At 47.0% G+C, this 17676-nt stretch carries 12 protein-coding genes; 4 read left to right on the top strand and 8 right to left on the bottom strand.

The window, feature by feature from the left end; genetic code table 11:
* Nucleotides 1–16 precede the first annotated feature (16 nt).
* From rpsR to STRDD13_RS05060, 4 genes are all read left to right on the top strand, one after another.
* Complete coding sequence (gene rpsR / locus STRDD13_RS05075; protein WP_002939250.1) at nucleotides 17–256, top strand: 30S ribosomal protein S18; 240 nt, start codon at nucleotides 17–19, stop codon at nucleotides 254–256.
* Between the two features lie 493 nt (nucleotides 257–749).
* Nucleotides 750–2999 (top strand): 5-methyltetrahydropteroyltriglutamate--homocysteine S-methyltransferase, encoded by a 2250-nt coding sequence (gene metE / locus STRDD13_RS05070; protein WP_067102709.1) that lies wholly within the window; start codon nucleotides 750–752, stop codon nucleotides 2997–2999.
* A gap of 76 nt (nucleotides 3000–3075) precedes the next feature.
* Nucleotides 3076–3948 (top strand): methylenetetrahydrofolate reductase [NAD(P)H], encoded by an 873-nt coding sequence (gene metF / locus STRDD13_RS05065; RefSeq protein WP_067102707.1) that lies wholly within the window; start codon nucleotides 3076–3078, stop codon nucleotides 3946–3948.
* Nucleotides 3949–4311: 363 nt separating this feature from the next.
* Nucleotides 4312–7245: an ATP-binding protein gene (locus tag STRDD13_RS05060; RefSeq protein WP_067102705.1), complete on the top strand. Its 2934-nt coding sequence runs from the start codon at nucleotides 4312–4314 to the stop codon at nucleotides 7243–7245.
* 224 nt (nucleotides 7246–7469) lie between these two features.
* On the opposite strand, the gene hutG is transcribed toward STRDD13_RS05060, so the two are convergent.
* The 8 genes from hutG to STRDD13_RS05020 all read right to left on the bottom strand — a co-directional run bounded on the left by hutG (nucleotide 7470) and on the right by STRDD13_RS05020 (nucleotide 17499).
* Complete coding sequence (gene hutG / locus STRDD13_RS05055; protein ID WP_067102702.1) at nucleotides 7470–8456, bottom strand: formimidoylglutamase; 987 nt, start codon at nucleotides 8454–8456, stop codon at nucleotides 7470–7472.
* A gap of 220 nt (nucleotides 8457–8676) precedes the next feature.
* A complete protein-coding gene (gene hutH, locus STRDD13_RS05050; protein WP_067102699.1) occupies nucleotides 8677–10218 on the bottom strand; it encodes a histidine ammonia-lyase in 1542 nt (513 codons plus the stop codon).
* A 16-nt stretch (nucleotides 10219–10234) separates the two neighbouring features.
* Entirely contained in the window at nucleotides 10235–11584 is a 1350-nt protein-coding gene (locus tag STRDD13_RS05045; RefSeq protein WP_067102696.1) for an APC family permease, read from the bottom strand.
* A 12-nt stretch (nucleotides 11585–11596) separates the two neighbouring features.
* Nucleotides 11597–12187, bottom strand: a complete 591-nt coding sequence (locus STRDD13_RS05040; RefSeq protein WP_067102693.1) for a HutD family protein — start codon at nucleotides 12185–12187, stop codon at nucleotides 11597–11599.
* 8 nt (nucleotides 12188–12195) lie between these two features.
* Entirely contained in the window at nucleotides 12196–13866 is a 1671-nt protein-coding gene (locus STRDD13_RS05035; RefSeq protein WP_067102690.1) for a formate--tetrahydrofolate ligase, read from the bottom strand.
* Nucleotides 13867–13896: 30 nt separating this feature from the next.
* Entirely contained in the window at nucleotides 13897–14526 is a 630-nt protein-coding gene (locus STRDD13_RS05030) for a cyclodeaminase/cyclohydrolase family protein (RefSeq protein ID WP_067102687.1), read from the bottom strand.
* Nucleotides 14527–14535: 9 nt separating this feature from the next.
* Nucleotides 14536–15435, bottom strand: coding sequence for a glutamate formimidoyltransferase (ftcD, locus tag STRDD13_RS05025; RefSeq protein ID WP_067102684.1), 900 nt, complete (start codon nucleotides 15433–15435; stop codon nucleotides 14536–14538).
* A 30-nt stretch (nucleotides 15436–15465) separates the two neighbouring features.
* Nucleotides 15466–17499 (bottom strand): urocanate hydratase, encoded by a 2034-nt coding sequence (locus STRDD13_RS05020; protein WP_067102682.1) that lies wholly within the window; start codon nucleotides 17497–17499, stop codon nucleotides 15466–15468.
* Nucleotides 17500–17676: the final 177 nt, after the last annotated feature.

Raw genomic sequence — 17676 nt, 5'->3', positions numbered from 1 at the left:
TAAAGGAGAAATACACATGGCTCAACAACGTCGTGGCGGATTTAAACGCCGTAAAAAAGTTGATTACATCGCAGCTAACAAAATCGAATATGTTGATTACAAAGATACTGAGCTTCTAAGCCGTTTCATCTCAGAACGTGGTAAAATCTTGCCACGTCGTGTGACTGGAACTTCCGCGAAGAACCAACGTAAAGTAACAACTGCGATCAAACGCGCTCGCGTAATGGCTCTTCTACCATTTGTAAACGAAGATTAAAAAAAAGACCCCGACGGGTCTTTTTTTCATGAGCATAGAAATCAGAGAGCGAATTAAGACCCCGACGGGTCTTTTTTTCACGAGCTAGGAAACGTGAGAGCGAGGCAGGTCCGGTGGACCTTTTCACCCCGAGCCTAGGAATAGGAGAGCGAGTTGGGGTTCAGTGGACCTCTTTTTCAGACCCCGACGGATTTTTTTTTCACGAGTATGAAATCCAGGGGCGATTTGAGCTAGGTTTGGTCCTCTTTTCCTGGGAGAAAAATGTAAGAGTGAGTGGATCGCCTGTGTTATAACAATATTCGTATAAGTCTCTTGAAAGCCAATGGGACAAAACGTCAAAAATATTAGGGATTTGAGTCTATTTTCTCAAGTCCTTTTTGTTGGGTAAATTCTATATATAGTTTTAAACTATATCAAATCCTTGTTTTTTACAATTATACAAAATGTCGTTTCTTTGATACCATAATCTCAAGAAAAACTTTGGAGGACGCTTATGTCAACGACGATTATTGGTTTCCCACGTTTGGGTGAATTCCGCGAATTAAAATTTACAACTGAAAAATACTTTAGAAATGAAATTGCTGCAGACGAGCTTTTGGCAGCTGCCAAAGACTTGCGTGCCAAACACTGGAACATTGTGAAAGAAAAAGGCATTACGGAGATTCCTTCAAATGACTTTTCTCACTATGACAACTTCCTAGATGCAGCTTTCCTCTTCAACGTGGTGCCTGCATCTGTTCAAAACTTGGAGTTGACAGACCTTGAGCGCTACTTTGCCTTGGCGCGTGGTTACCAGGGAGAAAAAGGGGATGTGCGTGCCCTTCCGATGAAAAAATGGTTCAATACCAACTACCATTACATCGTTCCTAAATTTGAAAAAACAACAGAAGTTAAACTTTCTGGTCACAAGATCTTTGATGAGTTCCAAGAAGCCAAAGACTTGGGCTTGAACACACGCCCAGTTGTGGTTGGACCATTTACCTTCCTTCAATTGTCAGACTTTGAAGATGGTGTGAAAGCAGAAGACTTCGTAGACAGCTTTGTGGCTGCTTATCAAGAAGTGTTTGCCAAATTGGCTGAACTGGGTGCGACTCGTATCCAACTGGATGAAGCAGCTCTTGTCAAAGATTTGTCAGCAGAAGAAAAAGCTCTCTTCTTGAACCTCTATAACAAACTCTTGGCGGACAAGAAAGGTCTGGAAGTCTTGATCCAAACCTACTTTGGTGACGTGCGTGATATCTACGCTGACCTTGTCAATTTGCCAGTAGATGCGATTGGACTTGACTTTGTAGAAGGGAAGAAAACTCTTGAACTCGTTAAAGGTGGCTTCCCAGCTGACAAGACGCTTTATGCAGGGATTGTCAATGGGAAAAACATCTGGCGCAACAACTACGAAAAGAGCTTGGAAATTTTGAAACAAGTATCAGCTGAAAACCTTGTTTTGACAACTTCTTGTTCACTGCTTCATGTGCCATTTACAACGGCTAACGAAGAATTTGAACCAGCTATCCTCAACCACTTTGCCTTTGCAGTTGAAAAATTGGAAGAACTTCGTGACTTGGATGCGATCCGCAAGGGTCAAGGGGAAGAAGCTCTTGCAGCAAACAAAGAACTCTTTGCGACTGAGCGTGTGGGTGAAAATGCTGAACTTCGTGCCCGTATTGCAGGATTGACTGAAGCAGACTACACTCGTTTGCCAGCCTTCGCAGAACGGGAAGCCATCCAAGAAGAAGCCTTCAAACTTCCAGCTCTTCCAACAACAACGATTGGTTCCTTCCCTCAAACCAAGGAAGTGCGTGCCAAACGTTTGGCCTTCCGTAAGGGTGAATTGTCTCAAGAAGACTACGATGCCTTCCTTGCTGAGACTATCGACGAATGGATCAAATGGCAAGAAGAAGTTGGATTTGACGTTCTTGTACACGGAGAATTTGAGCGGAATGACATGGTGGAGTACTTCGGTCAAAACTTGTCCGGTTACCTCTTCTCTAAAAATGGTTGGGTACAATCCTACGGTATGCGTGGGGTGAAACCACCAATCATCTGGGGTGATGTGACTCGTCTCAACCCTATCACTGTCAAATGGTCTAGCTACGCACAAAGCCGTACTAATAAACCTGTTAAAGGGATGTTGACTGGACCAGTGACTATCCTTAACTGGTCATTCCCACGTGAAGATATCTCTATCAAGGATTCTACACTTCAAATTGCTCTTGCCATCAAGGATGAAGTTCTTGACCTTGAAGCTGCAGGCGTGAAGATTATCCAAATCGACGAGGCTGCTCTTCGTGAAAAATTGCCACTCCGTCGTAGCGACTGGTACGAAGACTACCTTGACTGGGCAATTCCTGCTTTCCGCTTGGTACACTCAACAGTAGCCCCAGACACGCAAATCCACACCCACATGTGTTACTCAGAATTTACCGATATCATCCCAGCGATCGACAACATGGATGCGGACGTGATTTCCTTTGAAGCGAGCCGTTCAAATCTTGAAATCTTGGACGAACTCAAAGCACAAAACTTCCAAACAGAAGTGGGACCTGGAGTTTACGATATCCACTCTCCTCGTGTGCCAAATGAAGGCGAAATCGACCACACGATCGAAGCCATTCTTGCTAAAGTACCAAGCAAGAAAGTTTGGATCAATCCTGACTGTGGTTTGAAAACACGGGGCATCAAAGAAACCAAAGAAAGCTTGATCAAGCTTGTTGAAGCTGCGAAAGCAGCGCGTGAAGCACTTTAAGAGGGAGCGACCTGACTACTGGGCTTGATCAGTTGGGACTCACCTCAGAGTTAAAAAAGAAAGGACCATTCACTCTATGAGCCAACATACACCAAGTCTATCCTTTGAGGTTTTTCCTCCCAATCCAGCAGTAGGCAATGAAAAAATCCTGCGTGCCCTGGATGACATGCAGGGCTTAGCACCACACTTTATCAGTGTGACGGCTAGCAATAATAAATACAATATCAAAGAGACGACGGTAGCTTTGGCCAATCATATCCAAAACGAGCTAGAGGTACCAACAATAGCTCACTTGCCAGCAATCTATCTCACCAAGGAATCCGTTGCAGAGACCTTACAAGAGTTAGATGAGGTAGGCGTTCACCGGATTTTAGCCTTACGTGGGGATATCATCCCAGATGTGGCGCCACAAAAGGACTTCCGCTACGCAACTGATTTGATTTCTTTTATCAAGGAGGAGCAACCTCACTTTGAGATTGTCGGAGCCTGCTATCCGGAAGGGCATCCCGATTCACCGAATCAGATTATAGATATTCAAAACCTCAAAAAGAAGGTGGATGCTGGCTGCTCCAGTTTGGTGACGCAACTCTTCTTTGACAATGAGCGTTTCTATGATTTCCGGGATAAGTGTATCTTGGCAGGGATTGATGCGCCCATTCATGCTGGAGTGATGCCCATCCTAAATCGCAATCAGGCCCTTCGTCTGCTCAAGACCTGTGAAAACATCCATCTCCCACGGAAGTTTAAGGCCATCCTGGATAAGTATGAACATGATCCAGAATCCCTCAGAGCTGCAGGACTTGCTTATGCTATCGATCAAATTGTGGACTTGGTCACTCAGGATGTGGCAGGGGTTCACCTCTACACCATGAACAATGCGGAAACAGCGCGCTATATCAGCGATGCCACTCGCTCCCTCTTTTACCATAGAAGAGATTTCGTTCTCTAATGTCAGAAGAGAGTGGGACAGAAATCGGTTATTCGTTAGCATTCGATTTTTGTCCCACCTCCGCACCGTTGACTAGGGCTATAAAAGCGGATGAAATCAGCCTAGTAGAACTCACCCAACCACTGCGTCTTGCTCGACAATCCAAAAACCATTGAGAGGCTAGGACTTTTGTCCCAGCCTCTTTTTGAATGCAATGATAAACGATGGAGTTGTCTGCCTTGGGGACCTGTAAAGGGATCGGATGGGTCTGTCTTTTTAGCTGTAGAACGGAACGTTCGGTCAAACTGTTTACTTTCGGTAAAATGCTTGAAAAAAACAAACTTTTGTTTTATAGTAAAGAAAGAGAGAATGGAGGCGTTTACAATGAAGGGAAAACTACGATTCAAGTTGTTTGGGCAACCCAAGGTTTATAAAAAAGATGTTGAAATTAGGTTTTCCTATTTAAAAATTGAGGCGCTTTTGTACTATGTGGCCGTCATGGGGGAGGTCAATCGTGATGAAATTGCAGGTCTCCTATGGGCGGATAAGAATAATCAGGTAGCGCGGAAGAACTTGCGCAATACGGTCTACCAAGCAAATAAAATACTGGGAGCGGATTATCTGATTTCTCCCAGCCGAAGTAGTCTAGCCTTAAATCCCCAGTATCAGGTCGAAGTAGATGTGGACGTCTTTGTCAGCGATCCTCTCAACAAACTAGCCGTCTATCAGGGGGATTTTTTAGAAGGTTTTTATGTCAAGGATGACTCGGAATATGAAAATTGGGTTATGAAGAAGCGTCTGGCCTTCCGCCAACTCTATATCGATTCTTCCTATCAAAAGTTAGAAGAGCCAGAACTAGATCGCTCAGATGTCGAACATCTCTTGATGCGGCTAATCGATCTAGATGAATTTGAAGAAAAGAACTACCAGCTCTTATTGCTCCACTATCAACAGGAGGAGCAATTCGGGAAATTTTTTGAGACCTATTATTCTCTAGTTGATTTGTTGGATCGGGAGTTGGGTGTGCGTCCAAATGATGCCATTGAGTCGCTTTATCAAGTTGTCTTGAAAGAAAGAAGGGCCGAACGTTACCATACATCCTCTAAAAGCCGACGACTTGGCTTTTGGGGACGCAAGGAAGAAATGGCTGTCTTAGAAGATTTTTTGAGCTCCATTGAAGAAGGGCGTGATCCGGGACGACTCTTGCTCTTGCAAGGTGATTTTGGGGCTGGCAAGCATCGCTTGCTGCACCAAGCCCTCTTGGGACGGCGCTATGCTTTTCAGACAGTGAAAGTCGATTGTCAAGCAGAAAAAAACCGGTCAGATCTTTCGCTGAGTCTCGTGGAAAGTTTGATGCGCCGAGAGGAAATGTCTTCGTTTGAAACGACGGATCCCCTCTTTCACCTCTTACAAGGGACTGCTGGCCTTCCCCTGCTCTTAATCTTTGAACAGATTGATCTGCTTGAAGAGGCCTCGATTTTATTTTTGGAGAGATTGCTAGATCAAGCCTTATCCGAGCGAGTGAGTGTCATCTTGAGTTTTCGCCAGAAATTACCAGCAAAATTGGCATCGCTTCTAGCGAAACTAAGAGTTGAAGAAGGGGTTGTGGAGCTAGATCTGAATGGGTTCACGGATCAGGATAGTCTGGGACTTATCCGTAGAGAATTGGGGGATATCGTCCCAGAAGCCTTGCAGTCGATGCTGGTGTGGAGCCAGGGGAATTTGTTTTTCCTGACAGAGTATATCCGGTTTTACCAAGAAAATGCACGATTTGATCCCCTTCCACCAGCCATTCGCTCTTATCTATCGGAATGCTGGGTCGGTTTAGAAGGTCAGGAAAGTGAACTTTTGTTTGTCTTGTCCTGTTTCCGAAAGGCAGTCCCTTTTAGGCTCTTGCTCGATTTGTTAGAGCTGGATCGGGTTTCCTTATCTCAGCTGGTTGATCGGCTCGTTGAAAGTAGAATACTAGAGGTCAGGGAAGAACACGATCACTTGCTGATCCAATTTCATCAAAAGGTCCTGGGGGAGTTTGCTTATCAGTCTTTGACCCTCACGAAAAAACGGATCCTCCATCAACAGATTGCGCTGAAATTAGAGGAGCAATTGAAAGAGCACGGGCAACTTTCTCTTCACAAGGAGATCGCCTATCAGTACAAGCAGTCAAAGGAAAATCTACAATCCTTGACTTATGAGCTCAACTATCTGGAAGGAATTCTTCAGTTTCATCAGGAACTCTTTCCTATCTATTATAAGGGAAGAGATGGGATGGAACGGTCAGGAGGCTATCGGACGGTGGATATCCTGGATCAATTGTCCTATATTCGCCATGAGTTGGGGGAGTTACAGGCTCACCATCAGCGGGAAAAGGAGTTTCGACTCTTGCGGATGCGCTTTTTGTATCTAGAGGGGCGTTATTATATCCGATTGGGAGATTACCAAAAGGGGATCCATGCTATTCAACAAGTCATTCAGATGGCTAAGGAGCTGGATCGTCTGGACTATTTGTTAGAAGCCTATCGACAGATGATTTATTACTGTATCCAGACGGAGAACCTGTCGGAGTTGGATTATTATTCGGATCTGGCTTTGGAAGATTCTGTTCGCGCCAATAACCATGAGGCGATTGCCCTGCATTTGCGGTTGAGAGGGGTCTATTTCCTCATCAAAGGGGACGAAGAGCAAGCGACTCGACACTTCTATCAGTCCCTGGATTGCTTCAGTTTGACTCGTTCGTTGCAACAGCACTATCCGATCCAGATCGCGGCGGCCTTGGATTATTTGGCAGAAATCGAGCAAATTCGGGGAAACTATACGGTGGCCTTGGCACACCAAGAAGAGGCCTTGCAGCTTGTCCAGAGGGAAAATATGGAATCCATCGCTATTGTATTTGAAATCGGACGAGGGATTAGTCACTATTTGATGGGAGATTTCAAACGCTCCAAAGAAGTGTTGGACCAAGCCCATCACGTCTTATCGCGGCTGAGCTTTCCCTGGAAGGAGGCCCAGCTAGAACTCTATCTGGCTCTTCTAGCCTTGGAGGAGAAAAATGAGGAGAAACTTCGAAGCTTTCTGGCGAAAAAAGAGCACCTTATGAACCGCTATGGGAATCCTAGGGATCGGGGACTGGTAAACTATTTTCTGGCCTTGCTCGCCTTTAAAAAGCAAAGAAATGAAGGAGATTTTCCTTCTCTCTTAGAGGAAGTGACGGGAGACTTCTCAGCTTACGCCAAGGTCGCACGGCAGTATTTGAATCCTTACAGGGACAAGTATTTTGTAGAAGAGCTCGATGCGATGGAGATAGATCTGAAGTCTAGATAAATAACAGGAAGTTCAAACCATCCCAGTTGCCTCAAAGTCATCCGTCAAAGAGACTAAGGGCAAAAGATGTCTTATGTGGGATATTTTATTGATTCCATTTTTTAAGGTGAGGAATAAAAAAAGCGAACAAGCTAGGGTTCTGTTGTCAGAGAACGTCAGCTGTTCGCTTTTTATCATGGAGGGTGGAATTTGATTCCGGCCTCTTTTGGGATTAGCAGTCGATTTTATCTTTGTGCTAAGACTTGACTGATATAAAAGATCAAGGTGGCCGCTAGATTGGCTGTATGGTTGTCGATGTCATGGGGCGGAGAAACTTCTACTAGGTCAAAGCCAATGAGTTTTCCGGACGCGGCGAGGTGTTGGAGTAGGACCAAGGCTAACTTGGGGTCCACTCCGAGAGACTGGATCGCACTGACACCAGGGGAAGATCCGACTGCAAAGCAGTCCATATCGATGGTCAGATAAAAGGCAGTCTGGTCTTCCAAGAAATCATCTAGTTGCTCACAGATCGCGGGATAGCGCATCTGGTAAAGATCCTGTCCTGTAAGGAACTGGATAGATGGATGCTTGGCGACGTAATCAAAGAGAAAGAGATTGTTGCAATGCTCCTGAATCCCCAGGGCGAGATAGGAGAAATCTTGACCAGACGTCTTTGCATGATCGGACATTTGGCGAAAGCCTGTTCCAGAATTTGGTCCGGTTTCCTCATAGGGTCTTAGGTCGAAATGAGCATCAAAATTGATGACAGCCAGCTCTTGCTCCTTTGGGAGGGACTGCTTGAGTCCAAGATAGTGGCCATAGGCGGTGCCATGTCCACCTCCTAAAACAACGGGAAAGAGGTGTAAGCTTCGCATACGCTGGACGGCTTGAGCAAGACTAGTTTGCAACTCGTCCAGTGAGCGGTTGGGGCCATCGATATTTCCAACGTCATAGACGGCTACATTGTCCGCCCAGTGCCAGGGCAGTTTGGCGATTTGGCTACGGATAGACGTTGGCCCCTCGACCGCCCCGACACGACCGTTGTTGATGTAGACTCCTTTGTCACTTTTGAAGCCCAAGATCCCAAAGGCGACCCCTTCAAAGGGGGTCAAGCGGTCATCTGTCAAATCCAGAAACTGCATGCGCATGCCCCATTTGGCGGTATAGGGGTTGTCCTCGATGCTTCCTTGGTAGTAGGGGTAAGTCAGGGGGAAGTAATCTGCTAATTTCATAGGGCCTCCTTATCTGTGGGTCTTTCCTGGCCTGTCTCAGCGTGTGTAGACAGGTGGAATTCTCTTTTATGGCCTGCTTCCATTGTAGCAAAATAGAGGATGAATAGGGAAGGAATTTCAAAAAATCCTGCAAGAAAAAGGGAGCGCCGGATCGTCTGTTTACGATCGCAGGCTCTCCCTTTTTGAAGTTGACCATGTTTGGGACTTCGTCTTTGTCTCCCTAGTACTGGATACTAAGATCGACTTCTTTTTCGATGCTGTCTAGGAAGCTAGGGTCTTCAATCACGGCAGACACCTTGTTGAGTTCATCGTAGATTTCGATGTCCTTGTCAAACTCGATGAAGGATACAGCAGCCCGTACCTTTTCATAGGCTGGTTTGGTTCCCTTACCAAGGGCATGGTTTTCAGGCTTGAGGTCTAGAGCTTGGCAGGCAGCCATGATTTCAGTTGCGACGATCCGACGAGAGTTTTGGAGAATTTCTGCGGCTTTGCGCGCTGCAATCGTTCCCATGCTGACAAAGTCTTCCTGGTTTTCACACGATGGGATGGAGTCTACACTAGCTGGATGTGCCAATACCTTGTTTTCAGATGCAAGGGCTGCGCAGGCATACTGGGTAATCATGAATCCAGAGTTGAGACCAGGGTGTTTGACTAAGAAGGATGGGAGTTTGCTCAATTGGCTATTCACGAGGCGTTCCACCCGACGTTCGGAGACATTGCCGATTTCGGAAAGAGCGATACCGAGGAAGTCAAATGGCTGTGCCATAGGTTCTCCGTGGAAGTTTCCTCCGGAGATGACATGACCTTCTTTAGTGATGATTGGATTGTCCGTGACAGAGTTGATTTCGATTTCAACTTTTGATTTCACATAAGCAATCGAATCCTTGCTGGCGCCGTGGATTTGTGGGATACAGCGTAGGGTATAAGGGTCTTGGACCCGTTGTTGGGTGGCTACGGTTGTGTTGCCACTGCCTTCTAGGAGATTGCGGATGTTTCGTGCGGTTGCTAACTGTCCACTTTGAGGACGAATGGTATGGAGGTCTTCTTCAAATGGACTAGTGATGCCATTGTGGACTTCCATAGAAAGGGCACCAGCCACGTCTGACAGCTTGAGCAACTGGATACCATCGTAGGTCGCAAGAGCTCCGATTGCTGTCAAAACGGTAGTCCCGTTAATCAAGGCCAGGCCTTCTTTAGCAGCAAGTTTGATGGGCTCGATACCAGCTTTTTCAAGAGCTTCACGACCTGGGAGCAATTCTCCCTTGTAGTAGGCTTGACCCAATCCCAACATTGGAAGAACCATGTGAGCGAGGGGAGCTAGGTCACCCGATGCTCCGAGCGATCCTTTTTCAGGGATGAATGGAACGACTCCTTTGTTGAGCAATTCAAGCAGTTTTTCAACTGTGGAGAGACGGATACCAGAGTAGCCTTTGAGTAGGGAGTTGATCCGGATGAGCATGATGGCACGAACCGCATCTTCTGGAAGAGGATCACCAAAACCTGAAGCGTGTGTACGGATAAGGTTTTCTTGGAGTTGCATGGTGTCTTCTGGGGAGATGCTGACATTACAGAGAGAGCCAAATCCTGTGGTCACCCCATAGACTACGCGTTTTTCACGAACGATGTCATCTACAATCTTGCGGGATGCGATGACGGCTTCTTTTGCTTCTGAGTCCAATTCGCATTGAACACCGTGGCGAGCAACAGCAATGACGTCTTCTAATGTTAAGCTATTGCCGTCTAGATGGATTTGAGTTGTCATAAAAGACCTCCTAGTCTTAGACGTGTGAGTGTGTATGGTGATGGGTGTGGGTTTTGTTACCATGTAAGATGTAGTAAACCGAGCTAGAGATCACTAAACCTGCAGCACCATAGACAAAGTTCATGAGATTATCCCCTGCAATCATAAGCAGACTAACCAAGACTGCTAAGACAGGGATGACAGGGCCAAATGGCACACGGAAGGTGACTTTCTTTTCTGGATACATCTTTCTCAGCTTGATTACAGCGAGTGCAGTTGGGATGTATTGGAAGAAACGGAAGACGACACTAAAGGCGGCGAGAATCTCGAAGGATCCGGAGAAGAGTAAGACGATGGCGATCGCTCCAGAAATCAGAATAGCAATCACTGGGGCCCCTTTACTGTTGGTTTCACCTAGTTTCTTTGGTAGCATGTTTTCGTCCGCTAGGGCCGCACCGAAACGAGGGACCATGATGGATTCACCGATATTCAAGCCGGTAATGGAGATGAGAGCACCGTAGGTAACAAGAGGAGCGCCAACAGGGCCGATCATTTCGACAAAAGCATCTTGAACGGGAGCCCCTGTCTGCATAATCCGGCCACCAATCATGGCGATGGTTCCTGCGATGATCAACATGTAGAGAATGGAGACGATACTAATCGAACCTAGAATCGCACGAGGGACATTCTTTTCAGGATTGCGCATTTCCCCTGCTACGATTGATAGGGTTTCAAATCCGATAAAGCCATAGAAGATATAGATGGCGGTACTAGCGACAGAGTTGAAGAGATTGCCACCTGCTTCGAGTTGTAGAAATGGTGTGAAGTTGCCCCGGCTGATCCCTCCTGAGATAAAGAAGATCGCGCAAAGGGAGAAGGTAACGATCGGAATGAGTTTTGCGACAGTTGCGGTGAGGGTGAAGATCTTAGAGGTCTTAATCCCTGCGATGTTCATGAGACTGAGCAAAATCACCATGCTAATACTGATGATGAGCTCATTTCCAGCGAGTGCAGGGAAGGTAATCACCACCATCTTTGCAAAACCAGCTAGCATGGCAGCCCAAGCGATGATCGTAACTGCCCAGCCTAAAAGACCGACGTTAAAAGCGGCGAAATCTCCAAAAGCGGCCTTGGTATATTGCATGGCACCACCGTTTTTACCGACATAACCCGCTGTTTCAGCCAGACAGGCGGATAACAGCATGACTAAGATGGCAACGCCGAGCATGACCGCAAGAGAGGCAGGGCCTAGGCCAGTATAGATTTTTTGTGGCAGGAGGAAAATTCCTGAGCCAATGACAGCATTGATCCCGTAGAGGGTTGCACCAGCAAAGCTAAATTTGGCTTTTTCTTGCTCCTGCACCGATTGTTTGTGTGCATCTTTCATCATTGTTCTCCTTTAAGAGAGTGTACGAAGTGCAGTCCAAATCGCACAAGGCTGATTAGAAGACTGCAGGGGTAGAAACAATAACGGAATGATCTGCTGGCAAGAGTCCTGTTCAATGACAAGAAGCTCTTGAGCATGTAGTAAATAGGTCTCGTCCTCTACCTTGAGATGCAGGTCCTCCAAGGCATAAATCAACTGAAAACGAGCCTTGCTGTCGACCCTATCTTGGGGAGCAATGCTTTTCATCTCTCCAAGATAGTTTGGCCGATAAATGAGATTAAAGTCGTGACACTGTCCCTTGCTACTCATCGGATCACCCCCATCAAAATGATAGGTTTGATAGGCTGGGAGACGGGTGTATTGACTGGTTTTTCTATTTTCCAGTAGGATTTCTTGGTCAAGCGTCATGAGAATCCGCTGAAATCCATGGAGTGGTGTGAAGTGACTTTCAGCTACTTCGATCGAAGCAGTGGATAAGCGGAAGTCAAACTGACGTTCTTTATAATCGCCATCTGGAGGATAGAGGTAGAGTTCTCGCGTCTTGCCACCAGACCAATTGGACTCGTGGTAGTCACGAGGGATAAGGTGTTGAATCGTTCCCATGGTGCTTCCTAGAATAGGCCGGTGATATTTCCTTCGGCATCGATATCAATTCGTTCACTTGCTGGAGTTTTTGGTAAACCAGGCATGGTCATGATATCGCCTGTCAAGGCTACGATGAATCCAGCTCCGGCAGAGACTTTGAGTTTGGAGATGGTCACAGTAAAGTCTTTTGGTGCTCCCAAAGCTTTTGCCTGGTCGGAGAAGGAGTACTGAGTCTTCGCCATACAAATTGGCAAGTTAGAAAAGCCTAAGTTTTCTAGTTCTTTCAACTCCCGTTGTGCAGCTGGAGTCAGCTTGACAGCTCGTCCTCCATAGACCTTGGTGACGATCTTTTCGATCTTCGTCAGGATACTGTCTGAATCTTCATAGACAAATTGGAAATGATTGTCTTTGGAACTGAGTTCGATAACCTTTTCTGCCAAGTCCTTGCCACCAGCGCCTCCGTTTGCCCAGACATCTGAGATGACGACATCGACTTGACGTTTTTCACAAGCAGCGTAAACGGCAGCCAGCTCAGCTTCTGTATCCAATGGGAACTTGTTGATCGCCACAACCACCGGTAAGCCATACACTTCCTGGATATTTTCCAGATGCTTGTCCAGATTGGTCAATCCTTCAACGACAGCCGGTACATTTTCTTGGCCCAGATCTTGTTTGCTGACTCCACCGTGCATCTTGAGGGCGCGAATGGTAGCCACCAGGACAACGGCGTCTGGTTTGAGCCCTGACATCCGGCATTTGATGTCAATGAACTTTTCGGCTCCTAGGTCCGCACCAAATCCTGCTTCTGTCACTGTATAGTCCGCATATTTGAGGGCTAATTTTGTCGCCAGAACACTGTTGCAACCGTGGGCGATATTGGCAAATGGACCGCCATGGATGATGGCTGGATTGTGTTCCAAGGTTTGTACCAGGTTTGGATGGATCGCATCTTTTAGGACAGCAGCCATCGCACCACCCGCTTTGAGATCTCCCGCTGTAATCGGCTCACCAGAGAAGCTATATCCGATAATAATCCGGTTTAAGCGCTCTTTGAGGTCCAGGATATTTTCAGAGAGACAAAGGATGGCCATGATTTCTGACGCCACCGTAATGTCAAATCCGTCTTCACGAGGGACTCCGTTGACCTTTCCTTGCAGGCCATCTACGATGTGACGCAGTTGACGGTCATTCATATCCACTACCCGTTTCCAGGTAATCCGTCTGCTGTCAATCCCCAGCGCATTGCCGTGGTGGATATGGTTGTCGATGAGTGCGGCTAAGAGGTTGTTGGCAATGCCGATCGCGTGGAAGTCCCCCGTGAAATGGAGGTTGATATCTTCCATCGGTACGACCTGAGCACGTCCCCCACCAGCTGCACCGCCTTTGATCCCAAAGACTGGCCCTAATGAAGGTTCCCGCAGGGCGATGATGGCTTTCTTACCCAGAGCACTCAAGGCATCGACCAGTCCGACAGATGTCGTGGTTTTTCCTTCGCCAGCAGGGGTTGGGGAAATAGCGGTGACCAGGATCAGCTTTCCATTTGGTCGGTCTTTCAGACTTTCAAGCTGGTTGGCGTCAATTTTGGCTTTGTAATTGCCATAAAGAGAAAGGTGTTCTTCTTCGATACCGAGCTGGGCCGCCACTTCCTTGATGGGTTTTAATGGGACAGAGTTGGCAATTTCAATATCTGTTAACACGTTAGCATCCCTTCTTTCTTTTGAATGGTATTAGGTGAGACTAGATAAGATGGTTTGGTAGATATGATCAGCGAGTTGCCCTCCTTCATCCAGCAGGGCTTGTCCTTTTTCTTGGTGGTCTTGGACAAAGTCTGTATCTTTGATGCTGGACAGGTTGATGAGGACATTGAGCCAAGCTCCTTGTAGTCCTGCTTTGAGGTTGAGGGCTGCGACTCCAAGGTCACTGGCTGCATTGGTATTGGACTTACCGATTGCCTTTTGGGTGACGAGGAGGCTTTCGTGGATCAATTCCATCATGTGATAAGGCGAAAGCGTCGCATTTTTTAGAGCTTCCTGTAGGGCCTGGCTTCTTTTTGCCTTGTCTTCCTCTGTTTCCTTGGGAAGGCTAAAGACGGCTGAGACCTGATTGAAGGCTTCTGTATCTTTGTCAATGGCCTCTAAGAGTTCGTCTTGAAGCTGCTGGCTTCGGTCTCGGATGGCTGTGATTTCTTCTTCAAATTCGGCGTATTTTTTCTTTCCGATGGTTAATTCACAGACCATCTTGGTAAGGGAGATCCCATTTGCCGCAGAAAGAGCGGCTGCAGAGCCCCCGCCAGGTGCGGGAGCGCTGGAGCCTAGGACTTGAGCAAATTCGGTAACGCTGAGTTCAGTTAGTAACATCGTGACCTCCTAGCCCAAGAGATGGTTTTCAAGAACTTGCTTACCATAGTCGAAATCTTCGATTTGCAAGTAGTATTCTGCTGTGTCGATCAAGGCCTTTGCTGGGGTCAAGCCGATGACTTCAGATCCTAAGATGCCGACACCATAGCGTTTGGCTTCGAAACGAACGGTCTCAAAGACACGATAGAGAGGGAATTTTTCGAGATTCACCATGTTGATGGAGACTTGAGCGATATTGCGGTCTTCTAGCATGACCCCGATAGCCTTACAGTAAGTGTAGCCACCGCTCGATCCACGGATGATTTTCGCGATCTTACTTGCGATTTCGAGATTATCCGTATCGAGGTTGATATTGTAGGCCACGAGGGGCATCCGAACTCCGATCGCAGTGACGCCAGCAGTTGGGTGAATCTTGCGTTCTCCAAAGTCAGGGGCCCAATCTTCTTCCAAGAGTTTTTCAGGCATACCTTCAAATTGCCCCTTGCGGACTTTGGCGAGATTTTTGCGTTCAGGACGGGTCGCTGCGTCTTCGTAGAGGAAGATTGGAATGTTCAATTCTTGATTGACCCGAGCGGCGACAGCTTTTGCGATTTCGACACATTCTTCAGTCGTGATGTCTTTTACCGGGACAAATGGGCAAACGTCCGTAGCCCCCATCCGAGGGTGTTCGCCTTGGTGCTTGGTCATATCGATGTGCAAGGAAGCGTATTGGATCAATTGAAAGGCAGCTTCTTGGATCGACTGTTCATCACCAACGAGGGTAAAGACACTGCGGTTGTGACTGCTATCAGAAGAGTAGTCTAGGAGGGTTACACCTGCAACGCTACGGGCGGTATCTGCTAGACCTTGGATGACTTCTTGATTGCGTCCTTCTGAAAAGTTTGGAATACATTCAACTATTTTTGCCATAATTTCTCCTTTGGCTCTATTTCTGTAGGATTAGTGAAAGAGTCCTGCGACAGCTTCCTTGACCAGATCTTCATCTGCCAGATAAGGGATCGTGATGTGATCGCTACCTTGGTGGCTGTGGTTGTAGGCGATGGCTGTTTCGATAGCGTGTTCATTACGAGCCCAGTTTCTCCGTGCAACCCCACCCATGGTATCCCAGGCGATGGCTGATTTGATAATTTCATCGATGCGATGGCTGCCATCTAGGACTAGACCGAAGCCACCATTGATCGCTTTACCGATACCGGTACCTCCACCATTGTGAAGGGCAACTAAACTCATGCCACGTGCTGCATTTCCGGCATAACATTGTACAGCCATATCTGCGGTGACATTGGAACCATCCTTGATATTGGAAGTTTCGCGGAATGGTGAGTCGGTACCAGATACATCATGGTGGTCACGACCAATCATGACAGGACCAATCTTGCCTTGGCGCACGAGTTCGTTGAATTTCAAAGCGATATTGACCCGACCCATGCAGTCTTGGTAGAGGATACGGGCCTGCGTTCCAACGACGAGTTGATTCTTTTCAGCATCGCGGATCCAGTTGTAGTTGTCACGGTCTTGGTAGCGACGGTTTGGATCGATCACGTCCATCGCTGCGTGGTCTGTTGCGACCAAGTCTTCATGCTTGCCACTGAGGCAGACCCAACGGAATGGACCATAGCCATAGTCAAAGAGAAGAGGTCCCATGATGTCTTCTACATAGGACGGCCAGATAAAGCCGTCCTTGTCATCCAAGCCGTTCTTGGAGATTTCCTTGATACCAGAGTCGTAGATGGCTTTCATGAAGGAGTTACCATAGTCGAAGAAGTAGGTTCCCTTTTGGGTGAGGGTCTTGATGGCTGCAAAGTGGCGAGCCAGGGTTTCGTCGACGAGGCGATGGAAGCGTTCTTGGTCTTCTGCCAAGAGGCGGGTCCGTTCTTCAAAGGAAATGCCAGCAGGGCAGTAGCCTCCAGAGTAGACATTGTGACAAGATGTTTGGTCACTTAAGAGGTCTACATGGATGTTTTCTGCATTGACATATTCTAAGAGATCGACGATATTTCCGTGATAAGCGATGGAGGTAGATTCTTTAGCAGCCAAGGCTTTTTGTGCCAAATCCAAGGCTTCCTTAGGCGTTTCAGCTAATTCTTTGACCCATCCTTGAGAGTGGCGGGTTTCAATCCGGGAAGCATCTACTTCAGCAATGATGGCAACCGCATGAGCGATTTCAGCTGCCTTGCCTTGAGCCCCACTCATTCCTCCAAGTCCGGAGGAGATGAAGAGTTTACCAGTCAAGTCCCCATCATCAGCGACTCCTAGTTTGAGACGACCAGCATTGAGAAGGGTGTTGAAAGTTCCGTGAACAATCCCTTGAGGTCCGATATACATCCAACCACCTGCTGTCATCTGACCATAGTTGGTCACACCCATCTCTTCAGCGACTTCCCAGTCTTCCATATTGTCGTACTCACCGACCAACAGGCCGTTGGTGATGATGACCCGTGGAGCTTCTGGTTTCGAATGGAAGAGGCCAAGGGGGTGACCCGATTCGACCACGAGGGTTTGATCATCTGACATGACTTCCAGGTACTTTTTGATCAAGCGGTATTGCATCCAGTTGGCACAGACAGATCCTGTTTCCCCATAGGTGACCAGTTCATAAGGATAAAGGGCGATTTCAAAGCTGAGATTATTATCAATCATGACTTGCATCGCTTTCGCAGCTGTGCAGTTTCCCTTGTATTCATCGATTGGTTTGCCATAGATCCGGTCTTTTGGACGGAAGCGGTAGCCGTAGATCCGTCCCCGCGTTTTGAGTTCTTCTAGAAATTCAGGGATCAATTCCTTATGAAAGCGCCGTGGAATATACCGCAGAGCGTTCTTGAGAGCTACTTCAGTCTGAGCTTGCGTCAGTCGGAAGCCACGGTCAGGTGCCCGCCGGATACCTTCTTGGAAGACCGTTTTCTCAGGAAGTTGGTCAAAATCCAGCTTCACAGTCATAGCTGCAGCAATTTCGTTTTCATCATAAAATGCCATAGCAGCAACCTCCTTATTGGTTTTGTATCTTTTTTACCCTTATTTTAAAAAAGAAACATCTAAGAAAAGTCAAAAATCTGGAAAAATGAAAAAAAGTTAACAAGAAAGATAAATTGATACTTTTTGACTTTTTTTTGACTTTTTTAGACTAGAATAAAAGAGATCACAAAGACAGTT

Origin of the sequence: Streptococcus sp. DD13, from assembly GCF_001578875.1 — a bacterium.
Classification (GTDB): domain Bacteria; phylum Bacillota; class Bacilli; order Lactobacillales; family Streptococcaceae; genus Streptococcus.
This window is presented reverse-complemented; position numbering and strand designations above follow the sequence as displayed.